Annotated in this window: 20 protein-coding genes; 14 read left to right on the forward strand and 6 right to left on the reverse strand. The window is 63.9% G+C overall.

Annotated elements, in window-relative coordinates; translation table 11 throughout:
- Window positions 1-28 precede the first annotated feature (28 nt).
- The 7 genes from OOZ51_RS13645 to OOZ51_RS13675 all read left to right on the forward strand — a co-directional run bounded on the left by OOZ51_RS13645 (window position 29) and on the right by OOZ51_RS13675 (window position 4,896).
- Window positions 29-358, forward strand: a complete 330-nt coding sequence (locus tag OOZ51_RS13645) for a PadR family transcriptional regulator (protein ID WP_265980216.1) — start codon at window positions 29-31, stop codon at window positions 356-358.
- A gap of 1 nt (window position 359) precedes the next feature.
- Window positions 360-740, forward strand: coding sequence for a DUF1048 domain-containing protein (locus OOZ51_RS13650; protein ID WP_265980217.1), 381 nt, complete (start codon window positions 360-362; stop codon window positions 738-740).
- The gene (locus tag OOZ51_RS13655; protein WP_265980218.1) at window positions 737-1,561 is read left to right on the forward strand and encodes an ABC transporter ATP-binding protein; all 825 of its coding nucleotides are present in this window, start codon (window positions 737-739) and stop codon (window positions 1,559-1,561) included. The genes OOZ51_RS13650 and OOZ51_RS13655 overlap by 4 nt, the downstream gene beginning before the upstream one ends.
- A complete protein-coding gene (locus OOZ51_RS13660; protein WP_265980219.1) occupies window positions 1,558-2,319 on the forward strand; it encodes an ABC transporter permease in 762 nt (253 codons plus the stop codon). The genes OOZ51_RS13655 and OOZ51_RS13660 overlap by 4 nt, the downstream gene beginning before the upstream one ends.
- Window positions 2,320-2,406: 87 nt before the next feature.
- Complete coding sequence (locus OOZ51_RS13665) at window positions 2,407-2,991, forward strand: HhH-GPD-type base excision DNA repair protein (protein ID WP_265980220.1); 585 nt, start codon at window positions 2,407-2,409, stop codon at window positions 2,989-2,991.
- Between the two features lie 58 nt (window positions 2,992-3,049).
- Entirely contained in the window at window positions 3,050-3,472 is a 423-nt protein-coding gene (gene arfB / locus OOZ51_RS13670; RefSeq protein WP_265980221.1) for an alternative ribosome rescue aminoacyl-tRNA hydrolase ArfB, read from the forward strand.
- Window positions 3,473-3,531: 59 nt separating this feature from the next.
- Window positions 3,532-4,896: an alkaline phosphatase family protein gene (locus tag OOZ51_RS13675; RefSeq protein WP_265980223.1), complete on the forward strand. Its 1,365-nt coding sequence runs from the start codon at window positions 3,532-3,534 to the stop codon at window positions 4,894-4,896.
- Between the two features lie 45 nt (window positions 4,897-4,941).
- Here the strand turns inward: OOZ51_RS13675 and OOZ51_RS13680 are convergent, their stop codons facing one another.
- The 4 genes from OOZ51_RS13680 to OOZ51_RS13695 form a co-directional block, all read right to left on the reverse strand.
- Window positions 4,942-6,057: an AI-2E family transporter gene (locus OOZ51_RS13680; protein ID WP_265980224.1), complete on the reverse strand. Its 1,116-nt coding sequence runs from the start codon at window positions 6,055-6,057 to the stop codon at window positions 4,942-4,944.
- 51 nt (window positions 6,058-6,108) lie between these two features.
- Window positions 6,109-6,561 carry a DUF1003 domain-containing protein gene (locus OOZ51_RS13685; protein WP_265980226.1) on the reverse strand — a complete coding sequence of 151 codons (453 nt, stop codon included), beginning with the start codon at window positions 6,559-6,561 and terminating at the stop codon, window positions 6,109-6,111.
- A gap of 101 nt (window positions 6,562-6,662) precedes the next feature.
- A complete protein-coding gene (locus OOZ51_RS13690; protein WP_323054756.1) occupies window positions 6,663-7,850 on the reverse strand; it encodes a glutamate--cysteine ligase in 1,188 nt (395 codons plus the stop codon).
- 83 nt (window positions 7,851-7,933) lie between these two features.
- Window positions 7,934-8,221: a hypothetical protein gene (locus tag OOZ51_RS13695; RefSeq protein WP_265980229.1), complete on the reverse strand. Its 288-nt coding sequence runs from the start codon at window positions 8,219-8,221 to the stop codon at window positions 7,934-7,936.
- A gap of 177 nt (window positions 8,222-8,398) precedes the next feature.
- Here OOZ51_RS13695 and OOZ51_RS13700 point away from each other — a divergent pair, with 177 nt between their 5' ends.
- The 7 genes from OOZ51_RS13700 (at window position 8,399) to OOZ51_RS13730 (ending at window position 15,963) form a co-directional block, all read left to right on the forward strand.
- On the forward strand, window positions 8,399-9,277 hold the full coding sequence (locus tag OOZ51_RS13700) for an FAD binding domain-containing protein (protein ID WP_265980231.1): 879 nt from the start codon (window positions 8,399-8,401) through the stop codon (window positions 9,275-9,277).
- Between the two features lie 5 nt (window positions 9,278-9,282).
- On the forward strand, window positions 9,283-9,807 hold the full coding sequence (locus OOZ51_RS13705) for a (2Fe-2S)-binding protein (RefSeq protein ID WP_265980233.1): 525 nt from the start codon (window positions 9,283-9,285) through the stop codon (window positions 9,805-9,807).
- Complete coding sequence (locus tag OOZ51_RS13710; RefSeq protein ID WP_265980234.1) at window positions 9,804-12,197, forward strand: aerobic carbon-monoxide dehydrogenase large subunit; 2,394 nt, start codon at window positions 9,804-9,806, stop codon at window positions 12,195-12,197. The genes OOZ51_RS13705 and OOZ51_RS13710 overlap by 4 nt, the downstream gene beginning before the upstream one ends.
- A gap of 1 nt (window position 12,198) precedes the next feature.
- On the forward strand, window positions 12,199-13,140 hold the full coding sequence (locus OOZ51_RS13715; protein ID WP_265980236.1) for an XdhC family protein: 942 nt from the start codon (window positions 12,199-12,201) through the stop codon (window positions 13,138-13,140).
- A gap of 102 nt (window positions 13,141-13,242) precedes the next feature.
- Window positions 13,243-14,166 carry an AAA family ATPase gene (locus tag OOZ51_RS13720; protein ID WP_265980237.1) on the forward strand — a complete coding sequence of 308 codons (924 nt, stop codon included), beginning with the start codon at window positions 13,243-13,245 and terminating at the stop codon, window positions 14,164-14,166.
- Entirely contained in the window at window positions 14,159-15,400 is a 1,242-nt protein-coding gene (locus OOZ51_RS13725; protein WP_265980239.1) for a vWA domain-containing protein, read from the forward strand. Before OOZ51_RS13720 ends, OOZ51_RS13725 begins: the two co-directional genes overlap by 8 nt.
- 308 nt (window positions 15,401-15,708) lie before the next feature.
- Window positions 15,709-15,963 carry a hypothetical protein gene (locus OOZ51_RS13730; protein ID WP_265980240.1) on the forward strand — a complete coding sequence of 85 codons (255 nt, stop codon included), beginning with the start codon at window positions 15,709-15,711 and terminating at the stop codon, window positions 15,961-15,963.
- Window positions 15,964-16,138: 175 nt separating this feature from the next.
- On the opposite strand, the gene OOZ51_RS13735 is transcribed toward OOZ51_RS13730, so the two are convergent.
- Window positions 16,139-16,528: a heavy metal-responsive transcriptional regulator gene (locus OOZ51_RS13735; RefSeq protein ID WP_265980289.1), complete on the reverse strand. Its 390-nt coding sequence runs from the start codon at window positions 16,526-16,528 to the stop codon at window positions 16,139-16,141.
- A gap of 69 nt (window positions 16,529-16,597) precedes the next feature.
- Window positions 16,598-16,924 carry a thioredoxin gene (gene trxA / locus OOZ51_RS13740; protein ID WP_265980241.1) on the reverse strand — a complete coding sequence of 109 codons (327 nt, stop codon included), beginning with the start codon at window positions 16,922-16,924 and terminating at the stop codon, window positions 16,598-16,600.
- Window positions 16,925-16,962: the final 38 nt, after the last annotated feature.

The raw sequence follows: 16,962 nt of genomic DNA on the forward strand, positions 1-16,962 counted from the left end.
TGACACTGAGTAGTCGAGGAGGAGTCCAATGGGCAAGCAAATGACGGAGATGCTCAAGGGGACACTGGAGGGCATCGTCCTTGCCCTCCTGACCGGGAACCCTGCGTACGGGTACGAAATCACGACGCTGCTCCGGGCCAAGGGCTTCTCCGATATCGCAGAGGGCACCGTCTACGCACTGCTCGTCAGGATCGAGCAGAAAGGCCTCGTCAACGTCGAGAAACGTCCGTCCGAGAAAGGACCCCCACGCAAGGTGTACTCGCTCAACGAACAGGGCAACAAAGAACTGGACGAATTCTGGAACACGTGGAGTTTCCTGTCCGAACGACTGGAACAGCTCCGAAAAGGAGGAAAGTAGCATGGCCGCAGGGTGGATCGAGCAGCTTACGGGATCGCTCGAACAGAAGAAGCAGTACCGGCAGTACAAGACACGCGTGGAGCAGCTTCCCGCCGACTATCGCGCGGCCGCGACCGCGCTGGAGCGGTACCTGATGTACTTCGGGGCCATCACCAAGGGCGATGTGCTGGTGTCGATGCTCGGCGACCTCGCCGATCTCTTCGAGCAGAGCGCCGCGGACGGAACGCCGATCCGCGAGATCGTCGGTAACGACCCCGTCGAATTCGCGGAAACGTTCATGCGCAACTACACGGGCGGTCAATGGATCAACAAGGAACGCGAGCGCCTGACCAAGGCGATCGACGCCGCTGCCGGCGATGTTGCAAAGGAGAAGGACTCATGACCAATGCATCCATCACCCGCGAACCCGCAATCCGTGTGCAGGGCATGGAAAAGTCCTACAAGGACTTACACGTATTGCGCGGCGTGGACTTCGACGTGGCACCGGGGACCATTTTCGCCCTCCTCGGCTCAAACGGGGCAGGAAAGACCACGGTGGTGAATATCCTCTCCACATTGCTCAAGGCCGATGCGGGGACCGCCAGCGTCAACGGCTTCGACGTCGCCACGCAGGCTGCGGAGGTGCGGGAGTCCATCAGCCTCACCGGACAGTTCGCGGCCGTCGACGAAATCCTCAGCGGACGGGAGAACCTCGTGCTGGTAGCCCGGTTGCGGCACCTCAAGGACCCGCGGACGATCGCGGATGACCTGCTCGATCGTTTCTCCCTGACTGACGCGGCCGCACGAAAGGTCGCGACGTATTCGGGTGGCATGCGCCGCCGCCTCGACATAGCGATGAGCCTCATCGGGACTCCGCCCCTCATCTTCCTCGACGAGCCAACCACCGGGCTCGACCCCCAGGCGCGCATCGAGGTGTGGCACGCCGTCAAGGAGCTCGCCGGGCGCGGCACCACGGTGCTGCTCACGACGCAGTATCTGGACGAGGCCGAACAACTCGCCGACCGGATCGCGATCCTCCACGAGGGCCGGATCATCGTGAACGGCACCCTCACCGAACTCAAGCAGCTACTCCCGCCCGCCAAGGTCGAATATGTCGAGAAGCAGCCGACCCTCGAGGACGTCTTCCTCGCCATAGTCGGTGACAACGGCAACGACGACGCCATGACCGCGGCCACGGCACGAACGCGTAAGGAACTACGATGACCACGCATTTCTTCGGCGACACCGCCGTCCTGCTGGGACGATCCCTCCGGCACATCGCGCGCAGCATGGACACCATCATCACGACCGCCATCATGCCGATCGCCTTCATGCTGCTGTTCGTCTATGTTTTCGGCGGCGCGATCAACTCAGGCGCGGATTCATATGTGAGCTACCTACTCCCCGGCATTCTGCTCATCACGATTGCCTCGGGCATCTCCTACACTGCGTACCGGCTCTTCCTGGATATGAAAAGCGGCATTTTCGAGCGATTCCAGTCCATGCCGATCGCACGGTCGTCCGTGCTTTGGGCGCACGTGCTGACCTCACTTGTCGCCAATCTGACCTCGCTCGTGGTCGTCGTGCTCGTCGCCCTGCTCATGGGCTTCCGTTCGGGGGCGGGAGTGCTGGCGTGGCTCGGCGTCGCGGGCATCCTGGTCCTGTTCACCCTGGCGTTGACGTGGATCGCCGTCATCCCCGGTCTCACCGCGAAGTCCGTGGACGGCGCGAGTGCGTTCTCCTACCCGCTCATCTTCCTGCCGTTCATCAGCTCGGCGTTCGTGCCCACGGCCACGATGCCCGGCCCGGTGCGCGCCTTCGCTGAGCACCAGCCGGTGACGTCCATCGTCAACGCGATCCGGGACCTGTTCACGGAGCAGCCTGTGGGCAGCGACATCTGGCTCGCCCTTGCCTGGTGTGTCGGCATCCTCGTCGTCGCGTACATATTCGCCATGGCCACCTACCGCCGCAGGATCGCCTGACACCCACCACGGCGCCCGGGGCCTCGTCTTCAAAATCAGGACCCCGTAGTGGCAGCGGATCAAGAGGGCAGGTGGGAGGATGGGCGCATGGAATTGCACATCACTGGCGACCCCGCCGCCGACCAGCTACTCAGCGATGACGCGTTCGCACTTCTCATCGGCATGCTGCTTGACCAACAGGTGACCATGGAGTCTGCGTTTGCCGGACCTGAAAAAATCCGGACGCGCATTGGATCCATGGCCCCTGCCGCAATCGCCGAATATGACCCGGCAAGCTTCGTTGAAATCTTCAAGGAGCGTCCGTCCGTCCACCGCTTCCCCGGCTCCATGGCCGGCCGAGTCCAGGACCTCGCCGCGATCGTACAGCGCGATTGGAACGGGGACGCAACTGCCATCTGGACCCAGGACCGCCCAGACGGCCAGGAAGTGCTCCGCAGGTTGAAGGAATTGCCCGGCTTCGGCGAGCAAAAGGCAAAGATCTTCCTGGCGCTGCTCGGCAAGCAGTGCGGGCTTAAGGCTACAGGCTGGCGTGAGGCTGCCGGGCCCTATGGCCAGGAGAGTGCGTTCCTTTCCGTCGCCGACATCGTGGACACGGAGTCGCTAAGAAAAGTCCGCGCCAGCAAGCAGGCTGCCAAGGCCGCCATCAAAGCCGCGAAGGCATCCGAACGCTGAGCTGGAACCCGCGCGGGGCGGGGCTTTGATCCCGCCCATATCGTGCAACGCTAGTCGCATGGATCTTGAGGTGTCGCCCGCGCTGACGATTCCGACGTCGGAACTCAGTTGGCGGTTCTCGCGTTCGTCCGGGCCGGGCGGTCAACACGTCAACACCTCGGACAGCCGCGTCGAACTCTCGTGGAATGTCGCGGACTCCACGGCGCTTTCTGATGACCAACGGCTGATGCTGGTCACGCGTCTCGGACGACGTCTCATCGCTGGGGTGATCACTGTGACCGCCTCCGAGCGGCGCTCCCAGCTGCGCAATCGGGAGATCGCCCTGGCCAAGCTCTCCGACCTCGTCCTGGAAGGTCTTGCTCCCGAAGCTGCTGCCCGCCGGGCGACCAAACCCACCCGTAGCTCGAAGCGTCGGCACCGAGTCGTAAAGGAACAGCGGGCGGCGACGAAACGGCAACGAAAGCGGCCGTTTGACGAGTAGCGCCTCCGAGCTACGCCTCCGTTTTTCGGTTCTTTCCGCGTAGCCACGAGGACCTCGGCGTGGGAGACTGTTCAGCACGGCAGGAGCTCTTTTCGAAGGGGATGGTCACCGTGGCGGCAAGCGGTCTCGGCGCCGTCGAGCACATCGTCGTACTGATGCTTGAGAACCGCTCATTCGACCATATGCTCGGATACCTCTATGCCGATTCAGGCAATGTGTCCCCTACCGGTGAGCCGTTTGATGGCCTCACAGGCACCGAGTCCTGCCCGGGCACCGACGGCAGCCCGGCCACCGTCTATCGGCTGACTCCGTCGACCCCCGACGTCTACTTCATGCCGGGCGCCGACCCTGGAGAGGGATACCAGGCAACCAACGACCAGCTCTATGGCAGCACCAGCACGCCGGACGCCGGGGCTGCCCCATCGATGAATGGTTTCGTGAGCAACTATGCGGGCGCCATCAAGGACAACCTGGCCAAGGGTTGGCATGTGGTGCCGGGAACAACCGAGCAAATGATCATGGGCTGCTACACCCCGCAGACACTGCCTGTGCTGTCTGCGATGGCGGAGGGATTTGCAGTCTGCGACGCCTGGTTCGCATCAGCTCCCACCATGACGATGCCCAACCGGGCCTTCGCGTGCGCCGGCACCAGCCAAGGACACCTGGATGACAAGGCCAAGCGATTCACCGTCCCGAGCATATTCGGGCACCTGGGCAGCCATGGCATCCCGTGGAAAATCTACGGCGAAACAGAGTCTCCACTGACCAAGCTGGACTTCGACGACACACGGCATGCTCCGGCGTCGAACGTTGGCCTGTTTACCGATTTCCAGGCCGACGCGGCAGCCGGGAAGCTCCCCGCCTACGCGTTCCTTGAGCCGTCATGGTCCGCGACGGGCAACAGCGAACACCCCAACTACAACGTCGCCCTCGGCGAGCAGTTCCTGCTCGACGCTTATCGCGCGGTCCACGATGGGCCGGACTGGGACTCCACCCTGCTGATCGTCACGTATGACGAGCACGGCGGATGCTACGACCACGTGGCCCCGCCGTGGGGCGCGATGCCACCGGACAACGCGCCGGGGGAATTCGGTTTCGATTTCACGCGTTTCGGGCCACGGGTGCCAACGGTGCTGATCAGTCCACTCATCCCACGTGGCACCGTCTTTCGAGCTCCCGGTCCGGTCCCGCTCGATCACACCAGCATCCTGGCGACCGTCGAACGTCGTTGGAATCTACCAGCACTCACCCGCCGTGATGCAGCGGCGCCTGATGTCGGCGGGGCCCTGAGGCTCGCCGTCCCCCGCGCTGACGATCCCCTTGCGGACGTTCGGGCACCCGCTCCCCCTCCGACAACACGAGCGTTGGCAGCTCAAACCTCCCACTTGCAGCAGTTGCACGACGAACTCCTCGCGCAACCGTAGGATCGGGCTGCAACCGTAGGATCGGGCTTTGGCTGTAAGTCCTGTTCAGGCCACGGTTCCATCGGATGGGTCAATGCCAGCCGACGCCGCGTCGCCGCGCCCGGTCCACGTCTTGATAGCAGTCCAGCCAACGGCGGCGGTCGGTACGGCCAACAAGGCACCGATAATGCCTGCGAGCATCGTGCCAATGGCCAAGGCCAGCAAAATGGCCAGTCCATGAATGCTCAGGACCTTACCCATCAAAACGGGTTGAAGGAAGTGATGTTCCAGCTGGTTGGCCGCGATGAGGACGGCGAGGACGATGAGGGACGTCACCGGACCGTTCGAGATCAGAGCAACACCCACGGCGAGGGTACCGGCCGCAGTGGAACCAACGATGGGAATGAACCCGCCGATAAACACAAAGACGCCCAGAGGTAGGGCAAGCGGAACACCAAGGATGAGCAGGATTGTCCCGATGATCACGCCGTTCACTGCTGCGATGAGAGCCGTGCCCCGGACATAGCCTCCCAGAACAGTTGCGCTTCGTTCCGCAGCCAGGTGGGCCTTGCTTCGGTGACCGGCCGGGAGGAATCCGAAGAGGAAAGTCCTGATCTTTTCGCCATCTTTGAGGAAGAAGAACAAGATCACCACCATAAGAACCAAGCCAGCCAGAATTTCACCGACCGTACGGGCCCCGGTGAGCGCTTCGGCACCGAAGGTGCTGCTCGTAAAGAAGCGCTGGACGGAATCGATCACGGAGCGGAGTTGTTCGTCGCTGACTTTGAATGGGCCGTTGTTCAGAAATTGGTGCAGTTGGTCGATGCCAGCAGTGAATTTCACGGCAAGCTCCTTGGATTGCTCCCTAATAAGAAAGACGATTCCGGTGACGACTCCGCCGAAGACTGCAAGGATCCCCACGAACGAAGCTGAGACAGCGAGTGCCCGGGGCCACTTGCGAGCAGTCAGCCAACGTACAAGAGGTGAAATTGCTGAGGCAAGAATGAGCGCGATCGTGACCGGAATAACGGCGAGCGGCACCCTGGTCAAAGCCCACAGAATCACCGATGCCAGAGTGATGACCAGGAGCATCTGCCCCGAACGGATCCCGGCGCGGCCAAGGCCGTCGGACCAGATCGCCGACGTGGTGCGTTTGTTCGGGGAATTGTTGCCCTCAGGCATTGGCTTCCTTCCTGGTTCTGGTTCCGGCAGTAAATGCCTCGCCGCGGTGCATTACGAACGGTCTAAGCTCTTGCCCGCAACTGTATCGATCCTGACGTTCCCTGCGGCTGCAAGTACCTGCAGCTCACGAAGGATCTCCAGTTGCTGACTGTTGATGGCCATGAGCAGGTCGATCTCCTCTTTGGATTTCACGTTGGTGTCATGATCGTGCCGGGACATCACTGCGGCAATCGCATCCTGACGTTTGGCCGCGATGAGAAGGATGGCTCCCTGCAGCCCTGCCAGCATCGAGAGGAAGAGATTCAACAAAATATACGGATACGGATCCCAGGCGTTGTTCGCCAACGCCCAGCTGTTGACGGCTGCCCAGAGGATCATGAACCCGACAAAGCCGCCGACGAAAGGCCAACTGCCCATCCCGTTCCGCATGACATCCGCGGCGCGTTGACCCCTCGTCAATGATTCCTTGTGGTTTTCGTGCCAGGTCTTTCCCTTATCGCTCATGCCTCACCCTAACGGCGCACTCCAATGGAGCCGCAATTTCCCCCGACCGCTGCGGCATGCCCCACCCAGGTCGTGATTCACCCACATAGGAACCACGGCGGCTAGCTCGCCACGAGGGCGGCAGTGCCTGCCTCTGGCGCGAGGTATGGTTCGCCGGTGTGCCGGTGATCTACGGGTTCGAGGTGGGTAACGCCTGTTGCATATGCGACGACTCCGGAGAGACTGCCGGTGCGTTCGTGGGCTTGCCGTTGCCGGGCAGCTCCCGTGCCTTGGCTAAGGATCCTTTGCAATCCCTCCTCGGCGTAGTGTGCGTCCCCGGTTTCTTCCAGAGCATCGCGGACGTGGGAGTGGAGTGCGGCGAGGACATGCCTTGCGGTGCCGGGCTTATGGGTTTTCGGGTCAAGCAGTTCCCCGTGCAGGCCGAACCGGCTCGCTCGCCACGTGGCTTGGCGCAGGACAGTGGCAGAAACCATGTCCGGCCGTTGTCCTGACTTCCATTCCCTGGCGGCAGTGTCCACCAAGGCACGCACGAAGGCCGCAATCAGGACGGTATCCCTGGCATCAAGGCAAACATCCGAGACGCGGATCTCGACCGTAGGATGCCGGGCGGACAGGCGAGCATCAAAATCCGGGCTCATGACCACCCCGGTTCCCGACAGGTCCGACACCAACGAGTGATAAGCCGCGGCAGACCCGAATACATCGGTGGGACCGGCGCTGGACCAGCGGTTCCACGCTTGGGTCCGGAAACTGGCGTAACCGCTGTCCGCCCCGTTCCAGAACGGGGAATTCGAACTCAGTGCAGTCAGCGCCGGAAGCCAGGACCTGATCCGGTCCAAGACTGCGACGCCTTCCTCATCCGAATCAACCGAAACATGGACGTGATATCCGCAGGTCAGCTGCTCTCTGGCCGTCAGAGCGAACTTTTCCAGGAGTGCGTCGTAGCGCTCGGTGCGGGTTGCATGGGGAGTGACCGGCAGCGGCGACGTCGCGAGGGCGGCAATTCTCGCACCCGCCTTCCGAGCGAGCGAATCGGCGTAAGAGCGTCCAGCACGTATCTCTGCGGCGAGTGCACTCAGGCTGCTGTGCGGAGAGGTGATGACTTCAAGTTGCTCCTGCTGAAGCTCGATCGCCAAGGTCGGGAGAAAAGGAGGAGTCATCCCCTGGCGACCGGCGCTATGAAGGCGCAACACCTCGCCAGCGAGAGGCACGGGGCTGCCGTTGTCAGGATCCACGATCAGAAATTCTTCTTCAACACCAAGAGTACGCACCTGCCAAGTGTGGGCCACAAAAGCTGCCGCCAGCGACCACAGGTCGTAGGACCCCCAAAATCAAACGTTTTCTGGTCAGTGCCGAGGACGTGCCACTGCCGCTAGCTGGCCGGCGTCACGACGTCTTCCAACATTGACCTGTCGAAGAATCGGATCTCGCCCGTTGCCTGGAAGAACACTGGAACTACTGAAGTGTTCGCGTCCTTCGAGGTTTCGTAGATCTCCGGCGCACCCCCGTGTTTTCGCGCAATGGTTCCAACCAAGTCGGTACCACGCACCCGGACGGTTCGATATTTGTAGCTCATTTGGACCCTTTCGTCAGCCAAGGCAAACCCTACTCCTGAGAGCCGCGCAGGGAGCTGGTCCCGGGCGTCCCTGCCCCAAGGCATCAACAATCCACGGTTCCTCTGGAGCCCAAATGCGGACGTACGCGGCTAGCTCTCAGCAGTCGAAGCGGCCATGATATTGCCTTCATGACCATGTTGACACCCACATTGACGGGGGCAAGACTGATCTTAGATCCGCGTCCTACGACCTGCAGGACGTCTGGCCCTAAGGGGTGGACAATGCAGATTCCGGCTCCATTTGATTACGAGCGCGCGAGCGACGTGGCTAACGCGCTGGTACTCCTCGAACGCCACGGTCCCGAGTCGCGGATCATCGCGGGCGGACACAGCTTGCTGCCAATGATGAAGCTGCGTCTGGCGCGGCCGGAGTGGCTGATCGACATCAACGACCTGGCGGAACTGGATTTCATCCGCCGGGAAGGTGACCAGTTGCGCATAGGCGCACTGACCCGCCATACAACGCTTCTGGAGTCCGCCGACGTCGCCGAGCTCTTTCCGATAATTCGCGACGCCGAGCAGGTTATCGCGGACCCTGTGGTCCGCAACCGTGGCACGATCGGCGGCTCGCTCTGCCAAGCGGATCCGGCCGAAGACCTGTCTACCGTCTGCGATGTTCTGCGCGCCCAGGCCGTGATCCGCGGGCCCGACGGCGAACGGATCGTCGCTATGTCGGACTTCCACCGTGGCCCCTATGAAACCGCCGTGGCGCAGAACGAGCTGTTGTACGAAATCCGCTTTACGATCCACCCGCGCTCGGGCAGCGCCTATGAAAAGGTGGAACGCCGCGTGGGTGACTGGGCAGTCGTCGCGGCCGGGGCCGCCGTCGGGCTTTCCCAAGACGGCACGATCGAAGAGGCCGCGATCGGGCTGACGGCGGTTGGGCTGGACGGCACTGTCCCCGAGGCCGAAGCCACGCTCCGCGGACGGCAGCCGCATGAAGACCTCTTCATCGAGGCCGCCCGCATCGCAGCCGCCGTCTGCCACCCGGTCGACGACCAACGTGGACCGGTCGACTATAAACGGCATCTGGCCGACGAACTCACCCGCAGGGTCCTGCGGCGTGCGTGTGCGCGCGCCGCCGGTGCACAGGAAGGCTGAAAGCAATGGAGATCAGCATGACGGTCAACGGGGACAAGGTGACCCGGGAGATCGAACCCCGCGTATTGCTGGTCCACTTCATCCGCGAAAACCTTGGACTGACCGGCACGCACTGGGGATGTGACACCAGCAACTGCGGAACCTGTGTCGTGTTGATGGACGGACAGCCGGTGAAATCGTGCACGGTGCTAGCAGCCATGGCTGATGGACACGACATCCGGACAGTCGAGGGGCTGGCCGTCGGTGGCACGCTCGATCCGGTGCAGCAGGGGTTCATGGAGGAACACGGCCTGCAATGCGGATTCTGCACTCCGGGAATGATGCTCACCGCCAGGGCCCTGTTGGACCGCAATCCGCATCCCGACGACGCCGAGATCCGCCAAGCGATTTCCGGCCAGATTTGCCGTTGCACCGGTTACGCGACCATTGTCCGTTCGGTGCAATGGGCCGCAGCCCACCCGCTAGGAACGGACGCCGCGACCGACGACGGCGGTGCCGGAGCAACCATCGAAGAAGGGGTGACGGCATGACCATCACCCAGGAGCATGCACCCAATCCGGCGGCCGGAGACCCAAGCCGCCCGATCGGGTTTGGCCGCCTCCAGCGCAAGGAGGACCCGCGGTTCGTCCGCGGCAAGGGCAATTACATTGACGACATCGTGCTGCCCGGCATGCTGCATGGAGCCATACTGCGCGCACCCGTTGCGCACGCCCGGCTGGTTTCAATCGACACCACTGAGGCCTTGGCGCACCCCAAGGTACTCGCCGTCATCACGGGCAAAGACTTGCAGGCCCTCAAACTTGCGTGGGCGCCCACCCTGTCGGCGGACGTTCAGGCAGTCCTCGTCACGGACAAGGTCCGCTTCCAGGGCCAAGAGGTCGCTTTCGTCGTCGCCGAGGACCGCTACGCCGCGCGGGACGCCCTGGAGCTGATCGACGTCGAATACGACATGTTGCCGCCGGTGATTGATGCCCGCCGCGCCCTCGACCCCGGCGCGCCGGTCATCCGTGACGATATCGAGGGCCGGACGGACAACCGGATCTTCGACTGGGAGATCGGAGATGCGGCCGAAACCGAGGCCGTGTTCGCCACTGCCGACCTCGTGGTCGCGCAGGAGGTTGTCTACCCGCGTGTGCACCCGGCGCCCATGGAAACCTGCGGTGCCGTGGCGGACTTCGATCCGGTCGACGGCAGGTTGACCCTTTACGAAACAACCCAGGCCCCGCATGCCCACCGGACGCTGTACGCCATAGTCGCCGGAATCCCGGAACACAAGATCCGCATCGTCTCCCCCGATATCGGCGGAGGCTTTGGCAACAAGGTGGGTATCTATCCCGGTTACGTCTTGGCCGTCGTCGGTTCGATCGTCACCGGCAAGCCGGTGAAGTGGGTGGAGGACCGCTCGGAAAACCTGATGTCGACGTCGTTCGCCCGCGACTACATCATGCAGGGCGAGATCGCGGCTACCAAGGACGGCAAGATCCTCGCAGTCCGCACCAACGTGCTGGCAGACCACGGTGCGTTCAATGCCACCGCGCAGCCCACCAAGAACCCGGCCGGCTTCTTCTCCATCTTCACCGGGAGCTACGACCTGAAAGCGGCCTACTGCAAGGTCACCGGCGTCTACACCAACAAGGCCCCCGGAGGGGTGGCTTACGCCTGTTCCTTCCGCGTGACGGAGGCGGTCTACCTGGTCGAGCGCATGGTGGACATCCTGGCCCGGAAACTGGAGATGGATCCGGCAGAGCTTCGACTGAAGAATTTCATCAAGCCGGAACAGTTCCCTTACGCCAACAAGACTGGCTGGGTCTACGATTCGGGCAACTACGAGCCCGCCATGCGGCTCTCCATGCAAATGGCCGGGTACGACGATCTCCGCCGCGAACAGCTCGAAAAGCGGGAGCGCGGCGAACTGATGGGCATCGGCGTCTCCTTCTTCACTGAGACCGTCGGCGCCGGGCCGCGCAAGCACTTCGACATCGTTGGGCTGGGCATGGCCGACGGCGCGGAACTCCGCGTCCACCCCACCGGCAAGGCCGTCGTCAGGATCTCCGTGCAGAGCCAGGGTCAGGGCCACGAAACCACGTTCGCCCAGATCGTGGCCGAGGAGCTTGGCATCCCTCCCGAGAGCATCGACGTCGTACACGGCGACACCGACCAAACGCCCTTCGGCTTGGGCACTTACGGCAGCCGGTCGACCCCCGTCAGCGGCGGCGCAGTAGCGCTTGTGGCGCGCAAGGTCCGGGAAAAGGCGAAGTTCATTGCTGCTGCGATGCTTGAGACCCGGCCCGAGGACCTCGAGTGGGAAAAGGGCCGCTGGTTCGTCAAGGGCGATCCGAGCGTCGGTAAGACAATCGCCGAGATCGCCTTCGGCGCCCACGGCACCGTTGCCCTGCCTGAAGGCATCGACGGCAACCTGGACGCGGAGGTAACCTATGACCCTCCCAACCTGACGTTTCCGTTTGGTGCCTATATCTGCGTTGTAGATGTCGACGCCGGGACCGGACACGTCAAGGTCCGGCGCTTCATCGCGGTGGACGATTGCGGGACCCGGATCAACCCGATGATCATCGAGGGGCAGGTCCACGGCGGGCTGACCGACGGCGTCGGGATGGCGCTCATGCAAATCATCGCGTTCGACGAGGAGGGCAACTGCCTCAGCGGATCGTTCATGGACTACCTCATCCCCACGGCGATGGAAGTCCCGGACTGGGAGACCGGGTTTACCGTCACGCCGTCGCCGCACCACCCCATCGGAGCCAAAGGCATCGGCGAGTCGGCCACTGTCGGTTCCCCGCCGGCCATCGTCAACGCCATCGTGGATGCTTTGACGCCGTACGGCGTGACGCACATGGATATGCCGTGCACGCCGGCCCGGGTGTGGGAGGCCATGCAGGGCCGAGCCAGGCCACCGGTGTGACATGCCCCTGCACGGAGAAGCCTTGGCGGCGAGGGCGCAGGAACTTGTAGAACGCCGGGAGCCGTTTGTGCGTGCCACGGTAGTGCGCGCGCAGCACCCCACCAGCGCCCACGCCGGCGACACGGCCCTGGTACTCGCCAACGGGGAAATCGACGGGTTCCTTGGCGGCACCTGCGTCGAGGCCTCCGTGCGCGAATACGGCCTGCAGACGCTGTCCAAGCGCGAACCCTTGCTGCTGCGCGTCGTCCCAGGCGAGCCGTCCCGCATTCGCGAGGAGGGCGCCGTGGAGGTCGCAAATCCCTGCCTCAGCGGCGGCGCGGTGGAGATTTTCCTTGAGCCGCAGATGCCCGCTCCCCGGGTGGTCGTGGTCGGGGCGACCCCTGTGGCACAGGCCCTGGGCGCCTTGGGTGCCCTCCTCGACTTGGACATGGAGCTCACCAACGGAACCGCGGCGGAACCGAGGGCCGACGACGCCGCCCTTATCGTCGCGTCGCAAGGCCGCGACGAGGAGCCCTCGTTGGAGGCCGCACTCCGAATTGGGGTGCCATACGTCGCCCTTGTCGCCAGCCGCACGCGGGGGGCCGCCGTCCTGGCCTCACTCGACGTCGACGACGGCCAGCGTGCGCGTGTACACAGCCCGGCCGGACTGCTGCTGGGCGGCCGGACGCCTGCCGAGATCGCGCTGTCCATACTGGCAGAGCTGGTGTCCGTCCGTCACCTTGGTGGGGCTGCAGAGAGCGGAACGGCGGAGACTGTGACGGCGGACGCAATGCCGGCGGATCCGGTACCGGCAAGCGCCGTGGACCCTGTCTGCGGCATGAGCGTCGCGGCCGTGGAGTCTGCGCTGCACGCCGAATACGACGGGGCGACGTACTACTTCTGTTCTGCCGGATGCAGAAGAGCCTTCCTCGCCGATCCGGAGCGCTATGCCACTGGACCTTGAGCTCCCGACTGCCGGGCTCATTCTGATTGCTGGACCGTCACGGCGTTTGGCGCCCGGAGGGCCTCGCCGTGAGCGGACGGCCGCGCGGCTGGAACGTGCCCGATGACGGGGCCCGCGCGGGCGGGGGCGGAAGACGATGTGCGGCGTCTGGTCCCGGACGTCGCTGCGCTCATGTCCGCGCTGGACGACGGCGACTACCTGGCCGACGTCGGACTGGCCACCGCACTGTTCTTGTCCGTCCGGCTACCGCAGCCCATCCTTTTGGAGGGCGAGGCCGGCGTCGGGAAAACCGAGGCGGCGAAGGCGCTGGCCAAGGTGCTGGACACTCCCCTGTATCGCTTGCAGTGCTACGAAGGCATCGACGCAGGCGAGGCACTCTACGAGTGGAACCATCAACGCCAGCTTCTGGGCATCCGGTTGGCGGAGGTCCGGGACGTCCACATGGAAGAGGCCGACCTTTTCGGGGAACAATACCTGCTGCGCCGCCCGCTGCTGAAGGCGATCGAGCACCCCGGCCCGCGTCCGGCCGTCCTGCTGCTGGACGAGATCGACCGGGCCGACGCAGAGTTTGAGGCCTTCACTTTCGAACTGCTGGCCGAGGCCGCGGTGACAATTCCCGAGCTGGGGACTATTCGCGCCGTGCACCCGCCAGTCGTCGTCCTGACATCCAATCGGACTAGGGACCTGCACGACGCGCTGACGCGGCGCTGCCTCTACCACTGGATTGACTACCCCCAGCCCGAGCGCATCGCCGCGATCGTTCGCCGCAAGGTGCCTGGGAGCGCCGAGCCGCTCGCCCTGGATGCCGCATCCGCCATCACCAGGCTACGGTCCCTGGACATGGCCAAACCCCCTGGCATCGCGGAGGCAATCGACTGGGTTTCCGCGCTGACGGTGCTCGGCGTGAACCGGCTGGACCCAACTGCCGTGAACCAGACCTGGGGATCGGTCCTGAAGAATCGCGACGATCTGGATATTGCGTGGTCCCGCGGCCCGGCATGGGTGGCCGGGGCCGGCCATGACTGAGTACGCGCTCGGGGATGGCCGGACCGCTGTCGATGCGGCAGCCCTGGCGGTCGGGTTCAGCACGGCCCTGCGTCGGGCGGGGCTGCCTGGCTCGCCGGACCGCGCAGCCTGGCTAGCGCGGGCACTCAGGATTGTGCCCCCGATTTCCCGCGATCCGCTGTACTGGACTTGCCGCGTGGTACTTGTGTCCTCTCGGGAACAGCTGCCGGTATTCGACTCCGTCTTTTCGGCCGCATTCGACGGGATGCTGGATCTTGCTGATACCCGCGGTGACGCCAACAGTCCTCCGGCGATCGGCGCGGAGGAGCGGACCCGGGCGGCACCAACCGCGCAACGCCCAGCCGAAGCCGCCGGTCACGACCTGGCATCGCAGCAACCCATCACCTCCTCCGGCGCAGGCAGCGACGACGAATCGAACGCACCGGAGCGGGAGGCAATCCTGGCCATGGCCTCCGCCGAGGAGCATTTGCATGAGAAGTCCTTCGCCGAACTCACCCCGGACGAAGCAGCCCACGTGCGGCAGTTGGTGCGGCACATCGTGTTGTCGACCCCGGAGCGCCAAAGCCGCCGGACACGCCAATGGGCACACGGCGGCGCCAAACTGGACCTGCGGCGGACAATCCGTTCGGCTCGGCGTATAGGCGCCGACGCTAGCTTCCTGGTCTATGCCCGCCGTCGTGCGCGTCCGCGCCGCTTGGTGTTCCTGTGCGACGTATCCGGCTCCATGGAACCGTACACACAAGTCTTCCTTTCCCTGCTGCAGGGCGCAGTGGCCGGGGCCCGAGCAGAGGCATTCGTGTTTTCCACCCGGCTGACCAGGCTGACCAGGCAGCTTTCGAACCGGGACGCAGACAAGGCACTGGCACTCGGAGCCGCTGCTGCCCCGGACTGGGCGGGTGGCACAAGGCTGGCGGAGAGTCTGCGAGCATTCATCGATGGCCATGGCCGCCGCGGGCTGGCCAGGGGCGCGGTCATTGTGGTGCTCTCCGACGGCTGGGCCCAGGATGCGCCGGCGCTGGTGGACGCACAGATGGCGCGGTTAAGGCGCCTGGCCTACCGGATCGTCTGGGTCAACCCGAGGAAGGCCGGCCTGAACTACCAACCCTTGGTGGGCGGCATGGCCGCAGCGCTGCCCTACTGTGACGCCTTCATCAGCGGACACAACTACACTGCGCTGGCCGAAGCGGCAACCGCCATTCGGGCCGACCGGCCACGTCCGGCAAGTTCGGCATGATTCAATGCGAAGGGCGCCCGTCATCGACCCCGTGTAGTGCCGGCTGAGCGTCACACCCAGAGCGGCCGGGTTGACTTTTTCAAACTTCGTCTTGCACCCGGGCCGCTGATCATTCACACTGACTACAGATCCGCACGAGAATGCTTCCGCCGATCCAGGCCGCCGGACATAACGGCCAGCCACCGCCCCATCACAGAATGCCGGGCAACCCCTCTCGAACCACCGCTTTCCGCCTCCCCGGATACGCCCGGGCCCGGATTCCGTGCCCATTGAGGGCCCTGGCACATCCCGCCGAGAAAGAGACCACGATGATCAAACGCCACTCGGACGTCGTCCTGGAAATCACAGCCGACGACCCGGACACGATCGAAAACGACCTGAACACCGCCGTCGACATCGCCCGCATGCACGCCATACAGAACCACAGTCACGGCATCCTCGTTACCCAACACGGATACACCAGCTACACGGTCGCCATCAGCCGTGACGTTCCCTACGGGCAGACGCACGAACGGCGCGAAGTGCCGGGGAGCTCACAGATGGAGTCCGGGCAAGAACGCTGAGCCCACGTCCTCCGACGCGTGCCCCTTCCGAGCCTCAGGAGCCGCGCAACCACTCAGCATCGCCGTCGCGGCGGTAATCGCTCGAACGTATCGGATTGCCATCCGCCAAGCCTCCCGGACGACAACTGCGGTGGAGACGGTGGTGGAGACGGTGGTGGAGACGGTATTGCGGCGTTCAGAGGTAGCTGCAGATCCGGCCGGCGTCGCACGCATCCGGGTCCGCGGCAGCGGCGACGGCATGGTACTCCGCGACGGTCGCGCGCAGTGCGACGAGTTCGGCGATCTGCGCGTCGAGGCCGGTCAGCTGACCGGCAAGAAGCTCCCGCACATGGGTGCAAGGGGCGCGGCCTGCGTCGCGCAGGATCAGGATTTCGCGGATCTGCGTCAGGGCCAGCCCTGCCGCGCGACCGCGACGAATGAAGTCGAGCCTGTTAATGGTCTCGCCCGTGTAGTAGCGGTATCCGTTTGCGGTGCGCTCCGCAGCTGGCAGCAGCCCGAACTTTTCATAGAATCTCAAGGCCTTGCTCGTCATGCCCGCAGCCTGGGCGGCTTCACCGATTCGCACCATGCACCCCGTCTTCCTACGCTCTCGCCCTCCACTGTAGGGGAAAGCGTTCACGCGATGAAGTACGGGTTAGCGAAGGTAGTCAGCGAATTCCGTTTCGAAGTACTGCTTCGCCCCGGCGCCAATCACGGAGATTCTTCGCTCGCCGTCTTTGAACAGGAATACCGACGGAACGGAGCTAATCCCGAAGGCCCCTGCAGTTTCGGGATTCTCGTCGACATTGACTTTAACAACGTCGATTTTGTCGGCGTATTCGACCGCGAGCTGCTCCAAGACCGGGGAAAGCCTTGCACAGGGTCCAGACCAATTCGCCCAGAATTCCACGACAACGGGTTTGGTTGACTTCAGCACATCTGCGTAGAAAGACGCGTCAGTGACGTCTTTGGCCCGTCTCATGAATCCCCCTTTTCATGCATGGCTGAACGCCTGCACCC

It is taken from the genome of Arthrobacter rhizophilus (assembly GCF_026241105.1).
In the GTDB taxonomy this organism is placed as follows: Bacteria; Actinomycetota; Actinomycetes; order Actinomycetales; family Micrococcaceae; genus Arthrobacter.

Coding starts and splice junctions, on each gene's coding strand:
- OOZ51_RS13645 (WP_265980216.1), top strand. CDS start 29: ATGGGCAAGCAAATGACGGAGATGCTCAAGGGGACACTGGAGGGCATC.
- OOZ51_RS13650 (WP_265980217.1), top strand. CDS start 360: ATGGCCGCAGGGTGGATCGAGCAGCTTACGGGATCGCTCGAACAGAAG.
- OOZ51_RS13655 (WP_265980218.1), top strand. CDS start 737: ATGACCAATGCATCCATCACCCGCGAACCCGCAATCCGTGTGCAGGGC.
- OOZ51_RS13660 (WP_265980219.1), top strand. CDS start 1,558: ATGACCACGCATTTCTTCGGCGACACCGCCGTCCTGCTGGGACGATCC.
- OOZ51_RS13665 (WP_265980220.1), top strand. CDS start 2,407: ATGGAATTGCACATCACTGGCGACCCCGCCGCCGACCAGCTACTCAGC.
- arfB (WP_265980221.1), top strand. CDS start 3,050: ATGGATCTTGAGGTGTCGCCCGCGCTGACGATTCCGACGTCGGAACTC.
- OOZ51_RS13680 (WP_265980224.1), bottom strand. CDS start 6,057: ATGCCTGAGGGCAACAATTCCCCGAACAAACGCACCACGTCGGCGATC.
- OOZ51_RS13685 (WP_265980226.1), bottom strand. CDS start 6,561: ATGAGCGATAAGGGAAAGACCTGGCACGAAAACCACAAGGAATCATTG.
- OOZ51_RS13695 (WP_265980229.1), bottom strand. CDS start 8,221: ATGCCTTGGGGCAGGGACGCCCGGGACCAGCTCCCTGCGCGGCTCTCA.
- OOZ51_RS13700 (WP_265980231.1), top strand. CDS start 8,399: ATGCAGATTCCGGCTCCATTTGATTACGAGCGCGCGAGCGACGTGGCT.
- OOZ51_RS13705 (WP_265980233.1), top strand. CDS start 9,283: ATGGAGATCAGCATGACGGTCAACGGGGACAAGGTGACCCGGGAGATC.
- OOZ51_RS13710 (WP_265980234.1), top strand. CDS start 9,804: ATGACCATCACCCAGGAGCATGCACCCAATCCGGCGGCCGGAGACCCA.
- OOZ51_RS13715 (WP_265980236.1), top strand. CDS start 12,199: ATGCCCCTGCACGGAGAAGCCTTGGCGGCGAGGGCGCAGGAACTTGTA.
- OOZ51_RS13720 (WP_265980237.1), top strand. CDS start 13,243: ATGACGGGGCCCGCGCGGGCGGGGGCGGAAGACGATGTGCGGCGTCTG.
- OOZ51_RS13725 (WP_265980239.1), top strand. CDS start 14,159: ATGACTGAGTACGCGCTCGGGGATGGCCGGACCGCTGTCGATGCGGCA.
- OOZ51_RS13730 (WP_265980240.1), top strand. CDS start 15,709: ATGATCAAACGCCACTCGGACGTCGTCCTGGAAATCACAGCCGACGAC.
- trxA (WP_265980241.1), bottom strand. CDS start 16,924: ATGAGACGGGCCAAAGACGTCACTGACGCGTCTTTCTACGCAGATGTG.